Below are 13,148 nucleotides of genomic sequence, written 5' to 3'. Positions count from 1 at the left end.
AATAATATGAATAAGATTTTGTTTTGCATGTTTATGCTAACTGTCAGTTTTTCATGTTTTGCGCAAGAAGAAGCTGCGATTTTTAAAGAGTTTAGAAAGAACAAACAAAAATGCGAGCTCCCCGATTTCTCCTATGCAGGTTATCATTATGGAGAAGTACCATTGCCAGAGATTACACAAAATATAATAGACGTAACACAACATGGCATCAAGGCAAACACAATGAAGGACCAAACCAAAGAAGTACAGCAACTGATTGATAAAGTTGGTGCTGCTGGCGGTGGTGTTTTATATTTTCCAAAAGGAATTTATTATTTTAATATGAATCCGAGGGAAAAGCAGTTTCTAAAAATAGACTATAGCAATATCGTCTTGAGAGGAGAGGGTACTGGCAAAAGCGAAACAGTTTTTTTCGATGGCTGTCCTTTGACACAAGACGATGTGAGTCCGTGGTTATCTCCATCTTTGATTCAAACCGGAACTAAATTGCAGACCACACAAAGTTTTTGGGGAATCGATTTCCCTAAAAATGGAGCCCAAAAATCGGAGGTAATTTCTACCAGTGCTGGTGTTGTAAGTGAAGAAATTCAGGAAGAAAAAATTTTGACGCAAATCATTAAAAATGCAAAGAAAGGTGATAAAACTTTATCGTTAAAAAGCACAGAACATTTGAGCGCTGATGATTACGTTTTGTTGGGTTTATACAACAGCGATGATGACGGTACATTGATCAAAAGCATCATCAGTCCAATTGCAGCATTTTATGATTTTGAAGCATCAGCAAAAAGCGCGGGGCCAAGCGGTGCGCCATCTTATCAATGGCTGGTCCAAATTGAAAGCATAAATAAAAACAGTATTACTTTAAAGCAGCCATTGCGAAGAGATTTTGATCTAAAATATAAGCCTGTTGTGGCAAAGGCAGAAATGCTGAGCGAAATCGGGATAGAAAATATCCATATAAAGTCAGGCTGGGCTGGGTATTATTGCCATCACGGTTGCGAAGGAGGAGATAAATATCAAAGCCATGAGATGGATTACGGCTGGAATGCGATAAATTTCTGCAGAGTTGCCAATGGCTGGATAAAAAATGTGACTTTGGAAAATTTTACCAGTCCGCTTTATTTGCTGGACAGCAGAAATATTACCATCGACAGTATTGATTTTATGGGTTTTGATGGCCATAGCGGTGTGAAGATTTATAGCCATGCCTGCGATAATTTGATCCAGAACCTGAATTTCAAAAATAGTTTTACACATGTACTGAGCGGTGAAGGAAATGCTTACGGCAATGTTTTCAGAAATGTTGCTTATAAGGCTATAAGCAGAAAACCAGGCTTGTTTGATTTTCATGGTTTCAGTGATAGAAGATTTTCTCCTCCATCGGAAAATTTATTCGAAAATATAAAAGGGCTCAATAAAATCAGCGGAGGCGGCGCGGCAAACAATCTGCCACATACAGCAAATTTCAACACTTGGTGGAATATTGAATTGGCCGATTTTAATGATAAGGATTCAGAGATGTTTTTTAGCTGGCAGTCTCCTGTAAAGGGTTTGGTCAAAGATAATTTAAGTCATCAAATGTATCCAAAAAGTATTTTGGCAGGAGTTTACCAGCCCCAGTTTGAAGTAACCATAAATGGCAATAAAGCAGATACCCAAGACCAATGGATTTATACCGAAAATTTTAATAAGGGAAAAGTTTATCCTTTGTCATTATACGATGCACAATTAAAAATGAGAATTCATAAAAGCAATTAAGCGAGGACTTTATAGATTATAAAGAGAAAATAAAAGGAATATTTCAATCTAAAAAAGGAAGATTGTCATCTTATGTTAACTTGTATAAAAGTACATTTGAATCATAATTTGACTATCGATTTTAGAAATATTGAAATTTAATTTAAAGGCTAGTATTAGCCTTTTTTTATACCATAAAATCTCGCCTTATGAAAAAAACATTTTTTTTATATTATTCTTTTTTAATGCTACTATCTGTTTCGTGTTTGCCCAAAAAAGAAGATGAAACTGTCAAGAAACCCAATGTCATATTTATTTATGTAGACGATTTAGGTTATGGCGATCTGAGTTGTTACGGCGCAACGGAGGTTCAAACTCCAAATGTTGATGCATTGGCAGAAGGCGGAATCCAGTTTACCGATGCTCATTGTACTGCTTCGACCTGCACGCCGTCAAGATATTCCTTGCTCACCGGAAATTATGCTTTTAGAAATAACGCAACTATTTTGCCCGGCGACGCTCCATTAATTATAAATCCAGAACAGGAAACGATTGCCGATATGTTTAAAAAACAAGGATATGCCACAGCAGTAGTAGGCAAGTGGCATCTTGGTTTAGGAAACGGCAGTCCAGATTGGAACGGAGTCATTAAACCAGGGCCGTTAGAAATAGGATTTGATTATAGTTTCCTTATACCAGCAACCGCTGATAGGGTTCCTACCGTATTTGTTGAAAACCATAAAGTTGTCAATTTAGATCCCAAAGACCCAATAAGGGTGAGCTATGATAAAAAAATAGGATCAGACCCGACAGGAATGGAGGATGAAGTATTCTTAAAAATGATCGCCGACAAGCAACACAGCGGGACGGTTGTAAATGGTATAAGCCGTATTGGTTATATGAGCGGCGGACATAGTGCGTATTGGAAAGATGAAGAGTTTCCAAATATCCTGATTAAAAAGGCGAGTAATTTTATTGCAAGCAATAGAGACAAACCATTTTTCCTGTACTTTGCTTTACCTGATATTCATGTACCTAGGGCTCCAAATGAAAAATTTGTCGGAAAGACAAAAATGGGACCTCGCGGTGATGCTATTGTTCAGATGGATTGGGTTACTGGCCAGATAATGAATAAACTGAAAGAGCTGAATATTGAAAAAAATACGATTATAGTTTTCAGCAGCGATAATGGCCCTGTTTTGAACGATGGTTATGCTGATCAGTCAATGGTAAATAATGGGAATCATAAACCAGCGGGAAATTTCAAAGGCGGAAAGTACAGTGCTTATGAGGCCGGCACCCGCGTGCCGACAATCATGTATTGGCCCGATAAAATTAAGCCAGTTAAAAGTAATGCGTTAATCAGCCAGGTTGATTTCTTTGCTTCTTTTGCAAAATTGATAGGCGCAAAAATCGAAAATAAAGAGACAGCAGTTGATAGTTCTGATATGCTTAATGCATTGCTAGGAAAATCCCAAAAAGGAAGACAATATTTGATTGAAGAGGCTTTTACTATGAGTATAAGAAATGGAAACTGGAAGTATATTGCACCACAAGCACAACCATCTCCATCATGGTTAGCAGATAAAAATGTGCTTACAGGACTTCAGGAGACACCACAGCTATATGATTTAAGCAAAGACCCAGCTGAAAAACATAATTTGGATCAGGAGATGCCAGAAAAAACGAAAATTTTAGCGGCTGAATTATCTAAAATTATGGGAACCTCGGCCAAAAATTTTCAATAATGTAATTTTAACTGCAATAAAAAACGCTACAAATAAAAAAAAAGGACTTTTTTAGCTAAACCCCATAAAAAGGAGGATTTTAATCCAAAAAAGGAAAATATTCCTCTTTCAAATTGATCAGACCGGAGTAAATTTGAAAAAAAAACATGACAGAAAACGTTTTCGTAAACAACAAAAATTAAGCGAAAATCAAAATGAAACTAAACTAACATTTAACCAAACAAAATTTAAGAATTATGAAAAAATTACATTTAAAATACCAGCCTTCCCAGAAGGTTTTGAGACATTTATTTGTTGGTATTTTTTTGATCATTATTTCGGTTTTTGCTCAGGCACAGGAAAAGAAAGTAATATCGGGAACTGTTATAGATGACGCCAAAGATCCGCTTCCCGGAGTAACTGTTACTGTAAAAGGAACTAAAGATGCCGTTTTAACTGATTATACAGGACAATATAGCATCAAAGCTGAATCGAAAGATCAATTGGTTTTCACTTATATAGGTTTTGATACTTCAACTGCTACTGTTGGCGAGAGAAAGACTATAAACGTTACCTTAAAATCATCGACCAGCAATCTTGATGAAATCGTAGTAATTGGATATGGAAGTGTAAAAAGAAAAGATTTGACGGGTTCTGTTTCGAGTGTATCTATGTCAGACATCAATAAAGCTCCTGTTCGCTCTTTCGACGATGCATTGGCAGGTCGTGTTGCAGGGGTTCAGGTAACTTCGGCAGATGGTAGACCGGGTTCTGGTGTTGATATTGTTATTCGAGGAAACAACTCGGTTACCCAGGCCAATAGCCCATTATATGTTATTGATGGTTTTTTGATTGAAGATCCAAACAATAACGTAATCAATCCGGCTGATATTGAATCTATTGATGTTTTAAAAGATGCTTCGGCTACGGCTATTTATGGTGCAAGAGGAGCTAATGGAGTTATCGTAATTCAAACCAAAAGAGGTAAAGAAGGTAAGCCCGTATTTACTTTTAACAGCACCACCGGTGTTCAGGATATGTTGAATAAAATGGATTTAATGGATCCTTATGAATACGTGAAATACCAATTAGATTTTAACCCTCTTCCTACTTCAGCTGTTGGTTCGCCACAAACTCCAACCGAGATTTACCTTACTAAACCAGGCAGAACACTTGATTATTATAAAACTGTGAAGGGGATTGATTGGCAGGATTTGACCAGCCGCACAGCTTTGTACAGCAGTAATGATTTTGCCGTAAGAGGAGGAACTAAAAAATTGAAATATGCGGCTTCTGTTTCAGCTTTGGATCAGGATGGTATTTTGTTGAACTCAAATTATAAAAGATACCAAGGACGTATAAACCTTGATTATAATATTACTGATAATTTAAAAGTAGGTGTTAATTCAAATTATAGTTTCTTGGAACAGACCGGACAAGATCCAACCAGAGGGGAAAATGGTGCAACTACCAATCTTATGACCTCTATTTGGGGAATGAGACCTGTTCCTTCTGAAGTATTTGATTTAGAAGATTCATTTCAAGACCCGGATATGAACGCATCAAGTGATTACAGAATCAATCCTGTGATTAATCTTCAGAACACTTATGATGTTAGTAAGACAAAGAATTTTGGAATAAATGGCTATGTTGAGTATTCGTTTGCTAAAAATTTCAAATTAAGATCCACTTTTGGAATCAATGAAAGCAGATTGGAAAGAAGCGAATTCTACAATACTAAAACATCAAAAGGTCGTCCAGGAAGTGTAGGTGGAGTTCAGGGAAAAATTTCAGATATCAATTATAGCAACTGGCTGAATGAAAATACTTTGACTTGGGATAAAACTTATGGACAATCAAAATTTACTGTTCTAGGAGGTTTTACCCTTCAACAAAGAAAAGATTGGACTCATGGTTATGGAGAAACGCAATTGCCTAACGAGGCTTTGATGTTTGATGGATTTGGACAAGGAGTTCCTACAAGAATAGATCCAACGAATTCAGAATGGACAATGGCTTCTTTTTTAACGAGAGTAAATTATAACTATGGTTCTAAGTATATGATTACGGCATCGTTTAGAGCAGATGGATCTTCAAAATTTCCAACAGAAAACCATTGGGGGTACTTTCCGTCAGCAGCAGTTGCATGGAAATTTAAAGAAGAAAATTTCCTAAAAAACAACAAAACAATATCAGACGGTAAACTGCGCGCCAGCTATGGACAAACTGGAAACAATCGTGTAGGGGCATATGATTATCTTACTTATTACTTCAATCCAATAGTAAATACGTACACTTTTAACAATCAATATGTTCCTGGAGTTATACCTCAAAAACTTGGAAACTCTGATTTGAAATGGGAAACTACAGAACAAATCGATGCAGGAATTGATTTAGGTTTCTTTAACCAAAGAATCATTTTCAATGCAGATGTGTATAAAAAAACAACCAAAGATTTATTGTTGAATACACAACTTCCTCCTAATACAGGCTTTGCTACAGCATTCAAAAATATAGGTAGTGTAGAAAATAAAGGTTTGGAATTGACATTGACAACCAGAAATATCGTTACAAAAGATTTTACATGGACTTCAACTGCTAATATTGCTTTTAATAAAAGTAAATTGATTGCCTTAGGTGAAGGCCAAAATACAATGGAAAGTGTTGTTAACTGGGATACGAATTGGAGAACTACAAGCGCATATATAGCAAAAGTAGGAGAGCCTTTAGGACAAATATACGGTTATCAATGGGCTGGTGTTTATCAAATTTCAGATTTTACAGGCAGTGGTACAACAGCAGATCCTTATAAGTTAAAAACAGGAATTGCGACAAATGGAAATACAGCTGCTGCTATTCAGCCAGGAGATATCAAATATGTAGATCAAAATGGTGACGGAGTTGTGAATGCAAAAGATTATACTACAATTGGAAATGGTTTGCCAAAAAATACCGGCGGTTTCAGTAATAATTTTACTTACAAAGGTTTTGATCTGAACATTTTCTTCCAATGGTCATATGGTAATGATCTTTTGAATGCCAACCGTATTTTATTTGATGGAAATGCAAATAATTATGGAAATTTCAATCAAGCTGCATCGTATGAAGACCGTTGGTCTCCAACAAATCAGGATTCTGATGTTTTCCGTCCAAAAGGGTTTTTCGGTGGAGGATATTCATCAAGATATGTTGAAGATGGTTCTTATTTAAGATTGAAGACAGTTGCCTTGGGTTACAATGTCGATTCAAAATTGGTAGCTAAATGGCACTTAAAATCATTGCGATTCTTTGTTTCAGGACAAAATTTAGCAACCTGGACGAAATATACGGGTCCAGATCCGGAGGTAAATACTTATAGATCAGTGTTAACACCTGGATTCGATTTTTCTGCTTATCCTCGTGCACGTACTTTTGCTCTTGGTACCAATATTACATTTTAACAACATTAAATTAGTTTCAAAATGAAAAAGATATATATATTATTAGGAATGGTAGCAATGTTTACCAGCTCTTGTGAAGATTTTTTAAATGAAGAGCCAATCGATAAAATTGGCGCAGAACAATATTATACAGATGAAGCCGGTTTAACTCAGGTTTTAGCTGGGGTTTATGACCCTTTAGGTTCTGTTAACCTTTATGGAAATAATATCAATGTGATTAATGAAGTAGGTTCTGATGAAGGCTATTATGCCCGTTCTGCCCAGACTACAGGTGTTCAGGTTTATAATTTTGATCCGACCAATGCCAATATAGCAGGTTTGTGGACAGATTTATATACCGGAATTAACAGAGCCAATGATTTAATTGCGCATATAGATTTGCCAAAAATGGATGAAGACAAACGCCAGCAAATATTAGGTGAGGCCTTGTTTCTAAGAGGATACTATTATTTTATGCTGGTTACCAGATTTGGAGATGTGCCAGTAAGACTGACTCCAACTACGAGTCCTAATGGAGTTCAAATAGCCAGAACGCCAACTGCTCAGGTTTATGCTCAAATATTGAAAGATATGAAAGAGGCTGAAGCAAAAGTAAGTACTTCATCGGCTATTGGTTACCCAAGTCGTGTTTCAAAAACGGTAGTACAAGGAATTCTTGCCAGAGTATGTTTGCAAATGGCTGGATATCCATTAAATGATGCTTCAAAGTATGCAGAATCTTTAAGCTGGTCTAAAAAAGTAATCGACTCAGGTGAACATGCTCTAAATACAACTTATAGTACGGATGCTGCTTATAATAGCTTTAACGAAACAGTACCGTCTATTCCCGCAAATTCTAATAACGCTTACCGTCAAATATTTATAAATGCTGCGAGAGAAGCTTATAATACAAAGGAATGTATGTGGGAAGTTGAATTTAAAGGAAATCGTGCCGATGGCTATTTTGATCTGGGAGGTTTAGGAAGCCAAATTGGTATCACGATGACACCATCAGCAGCCAATTCTCCTTTATATAACAGTATAGGATATTGTTACGGCTTTGTAAAAGGAACATCTCGCTTATTTAATAAGTATGATGCTACAGGAAAAGATTTAAGACGTGATTGGAATCTGACTACGTACACATGGACTATAAACAATACAACAAATGTTGCTACTAAAACAGCCATTGCAAAAACGGTTCAATTTGGTAGAGATGTTGCAAAATGGAGAAGAGAGTATGAATTGCTTAGTCCTAAAGATAAAAACCAAACTGGAATCAATTTTCCTGTCTTGAGATATGCTGATGTACTTTTGATGTTTGCAGAAGCAGAAAATCAAGTAAATGGTCCAACTGCTGCTGCTTATGAAGCAATGAATCAAGTGCGTCGAAGAGGTTATGGACTTCCAGTTGGTATACCAAGTTTGGTGGCTGATTTTACAGGTCTTAATAAAGCAACTTTTCAACAAGCTATTGAAGATGAGCGTATGCGTGAATTATGTTTTGAAGGATTACGCCGTTATGACTTGATTCGTTGGAATAAATTTGTTTCTACAATGAATTCTGTGGGAGCAGAAATGGCAGCAGCTCCTTCGGTTTCTGGACCATTGTCTATAGGAGATCAGCGATATGGAAAGATAGCGGGACTTAATGTTACTCCTAGAAACTTGTTGTTTCCTATTCCTTCTATAGAAATACTGTCGAATAAATTAATAACAGAAAACAACCCAGGTTGGTAAAATTCCATTAATTGAAAAATATTAAATACTTTCCGATACTATTATCTTTCTGCAGCTTATCAATATTTGCTCAGAAAGATAATAAAACGGATCATTTTGAAATGAAAAAAATGATCCACGATAATTTTGTTTTTGCCGAGAAGCAATATCAATTTTTGGAGAAGGCCACACCATCAGACTCAATGCCTAAAACATTTGAGAAGAATCACAATGTTAGTTCTGATGCTTACTGGTGGTGTAGTGGCTTTTATCCCGGGACACTTTTGTATATTTATGAATATACAAAAAAGCCGTTGATCCTCGATGAAGCCAAAAAGAGATTGGCCATATTGGATACGGTAAAATATTACACCAAAAACCATGATTTAGGTTTTATGATGTATTGCAGTTTTGGAAACGCTTACCGATTGACAAAAAATGAAGCATACAAAAAAGTGATTCTTCAGTCATCAAAATCATTAGCTACAAGATATCGTCCTGATGCAAAAGTAATTCAATCATGGGAAGTCAGCGATGATGGATTGAGAAATAAAAAAAATGGTTTTGTAGGCCCGGTTATCATTGACAACATGATGAATCTGGAAATGCTGGAATGGTCGAGCCAACACAGTGCAGACAAAAGTTTTGCCAATATTGCAGAAACTCACGCCAACACGACCATTAAAAATCATTTCAGGCCTGATTACAGCAGTTATCATGTGCTTGACTATGATTTAAAGACGGGAGAAGTGCTTAAGAAAGTTACAGCTCAGGGATATGCTGATTCCAGCGCATGGAGCAGGGGACAGGGATGGGCATTGTACGGTTACACCATGATGTACCGTTTTACCAAAAATCCTGTTTATTTAAAACAAGCGCAGGAAATTGCTAAATTTATACTGAACAATCCTCATTTACCAGCTGATAAGATTCCGTACTGGGATTTTGATGCGCCAAATATTCCGAATGCTTTGCGCGATGCATCGGCAGCTTCGATTTATGCATCAGCACTTTTGGAATTGGGACAATATACTTCGGGGAAAGAAAAGCAGAATTATGTTGATGTTGCCAAAACGATTTTGACATCATTGTCAAGTCCAAAATATAGAGCCGAATTAGGAAAGAATGGAGGTTATTTGCTGATGCACAGCGTAGGTTCGATTCCGCATAACGGTGAAATAGACGTTCCGCTTACCTATGCTGACTATTATTTTCTGGAAGCATTATTGCGTTATCAAAAATGGTATTTATAATCTTTGGGGAGATTCTAAATATAGCACATAGAAACATAGTTTTTTAGTTTATAAAGGCTTTTTTGTCTAGCTGCAACAACATCTCTTACTGTTAAAAATAGAACTTTAAAGTTATGTTCTATGTGTTTTTTACTGATACTAGTAAACGAGTCAATACAAATTTTTTAAATAAAAACACTTCATTAAAAAGCCTAAATATTGATATCATGAAAGGATTTGTTATAATGTACAATGGCATAAAAAAACAGATTCGAAAGGGATTAATTCTTCTTTTGAATCTGTTTGCCATAACAGCGATTTTTGCCCAAAAAGAAGCCAAAATATTTGAAAAGTATAAGAAGGACAGAAATGTATTGCCTGATTTTTCTTATGCCGGTTATCATCAGGGTGAAGAAGAAATCCCAAATGTAACCAATTATAAAATTTTTGATGTTACTTCTTTTGGTGCAAAACCTAATGATGATATTTCAGATAAAACAGCAATCCAATCAGCAATTGATGCGGCTAATAAAAATGGTTCGGGAATTGTTTTTTTTCCAAAAGGAAGATTTTTGGTTAATGAAGAGGGAGATGCGGCCAATTCTATTATTTCAAAAAAAGGGCATATTATTTTCAGAGGAAGCGGTTCTGGTCCTGAAGGAACGGAGTTGTACACGAAAAACAATCTTCAGCCCGCAAATCCTTCTCAAATGTGGACTGTTCCGCCATTATTTGTTTTTACCAGCTCTGGTTCTGATAAAAAAATAGGTCAGGTTACTGAGGCAGCTTCTATTGGTGATTTGACAATTCAGGTAAATACAACTCAAGGTCTGCAAACAGGAGATTGGATTGCACTAAAATTATTGGATAATAACAAAGTTCTAATAGCAGCTGAATTAAAAAACAATAAGGCAGAACCTGAATGGACTAACCTTATAGAAAAAGGAATAAGTGTCAAAGTTTTTTATCAGATAAAAAATATAAAAAATGAAGTACTTACACTGAATGCGCCAATTTCATATAAGATTAACCCAAAATATAAATGGGAAGTTTATAAATTCTCAAATAGTGAAGAAGTTGGAATAGAAGACATTGCCTTTGTAGGGAACTGGACAGAAAAATTTGTACACCACCGTTCCTGGAAAGATGATAGCGGCTATACCATGCTTCGAATTCAAAGAACAACAAACTCATGGATGAAAAATTGTCGTTTTACAGATTGCAATGCTGCAGCAACGATTTCGCAAAGTGCTAATGTGACTGTTTTAAATTGTTTAGTAAATGGCAATGCGGGACATGAAGCGATAAGCTCCGGAGGTTCTACTAATGTATTGATTGCTAAATGCGTTGATGAAGCTTCACAATGGCATTCTTTTGGAACTACTGGTGGAACCATGAATACTGTAATTTGGAAATGTACTTATCCTGCAACTACAAGTTTTGAGTCGCATTCGAGCCAACCACGAAACACATTGCTAGATGGTGTAGAAGGCGGTTTAATGAATGGCCGTGGTGGCGGTGCAAAAGAAAATATGCCCAACCATATGCAAGGCTTGGTTCTTTGGAATTACAAACAAACCAACGAACCTGTTAAGGATTTTGAATTTTGGCCGTCCTCGGCAGTATCTGAATGGTGGAGAATTCCGAATCCCATAATTGTAGGGTTTACAAGCAAAGGAACTTCTTTTAAATTGGAACAATTAGGACAATCTGAATCTATTGGTACAGCTGTTGATCCGGCTTCATTATACGAAGCACAATTAAAATTAAGATTGGGAAAATTACCCAAATGGATTAAGGAAACGAGTAAATCTGGAACCTTTTAAAATGTTTAAACTAACAGACTAATTCAAAGAATAATCAAAATCATGAAACTTAAAAAACAACTAATTATTTGCCTAATTTGCTTTACTTTTTTCGGGAGTACAGCTTTTAGTGCCATCAAACTTCCTTATTTATTTTCGGATAATATGGTGCTGCAACAACAATCGCATCCTTTTATTTGGGGTTGGAGTACAGCTGGAGTTCAAGTTAGTCTTGTTACATCGTGGAATAAAAAGAAGATTACAGTTACAGCAGATTCCAACGGAAAGTGGAAAGCAAATGTTGATACTCCTGCAGCAGGCGGTCCTTTTGAGATAAAAATAAGTGAACACAACAATAGCATTACGATCAAAAATGTCTTGATTGGTGAAGTTTGGCTTTGCAGCGGACAAAGTAATATGGAAATGCCAATGAAGGGCTTCAAAGATCAGCCTATTCTTGGTTCAGGCGATGCGATTTTTAATTCGGCTAATGACAAAATTAGGTTGTACACCGTTCCAAAAGCAGTTGAGAGAGCGGTTCAGGATGATTCTAATAAGGCTATTTGGAATGAAGCTGAACCAGAATCGGTTACCAACTTCAGCGCTACTGCCTATTATTTTGGGAGATTATTGTATGCTAAGTTAAAAGTGCCAATTGGTCTAGTGTGCAGCAGTTATGGTGGTACTCCCGTAGAAGGCTTTATGGATGAAGAAGCATTGAAACCATTCCCTGATGTTAACTCGTTTCCATCTAAAACCGATGCCTCACAAAAAATTGACAATAAAAATGCTACTGCGGTTTATAATGCGATGTTGCATCCTGTTCTTGGCTACACTATTAAAGGCTGTATCTGGTATCAGGGAGAAACCAATTATAATCGCCCAAAACAATACGAAACTTTGTTTCCTGCTTTTGTAAAAATGCTGAGAACAAAATCAAATAATGAGAATCTTCCGTTTTACTATGTGCAGATTGCTCCGTACAAAAACAAACCTATCGAATCTGATCCAAAGCTGAATTCTGCTTATTTGAGAGATGCCCAAAGAAAAGCATTGGCAGTAATCCCAAACAGCGGTATGGTGGTTACATTGGATATTGGTAATGAAATTTTCATTCATCCTTGGGATAAGGAAACGGTTGGAAAACGTCTGGCGTATATGGCACTTGCCAAAACCTATGCTTTAAAGGGATTTCCTTACGCTTCACCAATTTATGAATCGGTAAGTTTTGCAGGAAATGTGGCTACTGTCCAATTCAGCAATACGCCCAACGGTTTTACTTCTTATGGTAAGCCTCTGAGCAATTTTGAAATTGCGGGAGAAGATAAAATTTTTCATCCGGCAAAAGCAGTAATTACAAAAGGGGTTTTAACTGTATCATCGCAAGAGGTTCCTAATCCTGTAGCGGTGAGGTACGCCTTTAAAGATTTTGTGATTGGCGATTTGTTCAACACCGAAGGATTTCCAGCCAGCAGTTTTAGAACTGATGATTGGGAATAATTGTCTAAT

7 protein-coding genes are annotated in these 13,148 nt (G+C 36.5%); all 7 read left to right on the top strand.

What is annotated here, in order from left to right; translation table 11 throughout:
• The first annotated feature begins 6 nt into the window (after nucleotides 1-6).
• Nucleotides 7-1,758, top strand: coding sequence for a DUF4955 domain-containing protein (locus tag SCB73_RS18400; protein ID WP_320567642.1), 1,752 nt, complete (start codon nucleotides 7-9; stop codon nucleotides 1,756-1,758).
• 188 nt (nucleotides 1,759-1,946) lie between these two features.
• On the top strand, nucleotides 1,947-3,485 hold the full coding sequence (locus SCB73_RS18395; protein ID WP_320567641.1) for a sulfatase family protein: 1,539 nt from the start codon (nucleotides 1,947-1,949) through the stop codon (nucleotides 3,483-3,485).
• A gap of 236 nt (nucleotides 3,486-3,721) precedes the next feature.
• Complete coding sequence (locus tag SCB73_RS18390; protein WP_320567640.1) at nucleotides 3,722-6,904, top strand: SusC/RagA family TonB-linked outer membrane protein; 3,183 nt, start codon at nucleotides 3,722-3,724, stop codon at nucleotides 6,902-6,904.
• Nucleotides 6,905-6,925: 21 nt separating this feature from the next.
• The gene (locus tag SCB73_RS18385; RefSeq protein WP_320567639.1) at nucleotides 6,926-8,623 is read left to right on the top strand and encodes a RagB/SusD family nutrient uptake outer membrane protein; all 1,698 of its coding nucleotides are present in this window, start codon (nucleotides 6,926-6,928) and stop codon (nucleotides 8,621-8,623) included.
• A 101-nt stretch (nucleotides 8,624-8,724) separates the two neighbouring features.
• Complete coding sequence (locus SCB73_RS18380) at nucleotides 8,725-9,855, top strand: glycoside hydrolase family 88 protein (protein WP_320567638.1); 1,131 nt, start codon at nucleotides 8,725-8,727, stop codon at nucleotides 9,853-9,855.
• A 206-nt stretch (nucleotides 9,856-10,061) separates the two neighbouring features.
• On the top strand, nucleotides 10,062-11,660 hold the full coding sequence (locus tag SCB73_RS18375; RefSeq protein ID WP_320567637.1) for a DUF4955 domain-containing protein: 1,599 nt from the start codon (nucleotides 10,062-10,064) through the stop codon (nucleotides 11,658-11,660).
• Nucleotides 11,661-11,702: 42 nt separating this feature from the next.
• The gene (locus SCB73_RS18370; RefSeq protein WP_320567636.1) at nucleotides 11,703-13,139 is read left to right on the top strand and encodes a sialate O-acetylesterase; all 1,437 of its coding nucleotides are present in this window, start codon (nucleotides 11,703-11,705) and stop codon (nucleotides 13,137-13,139) included.
• The last annotated feature ends 9 nt before the right edge of the window (nucleotides 13,140-13,148 follow it).

The sequence above is a fragment of the Flavobacterium sp. KACC 22761 genome, from assembly GCF_034058155.1.
GTDB lineage: Bacteria > Bacteroidota > Bacteroidia > Flavobacteriales > Flavobacteriaceae > Flavobacterium.
The sequence above is the reverse complement of the archived record's forward strand: the minus strand, read 5'-3'. Positions and strand labels throughout refer to the sequence as shown.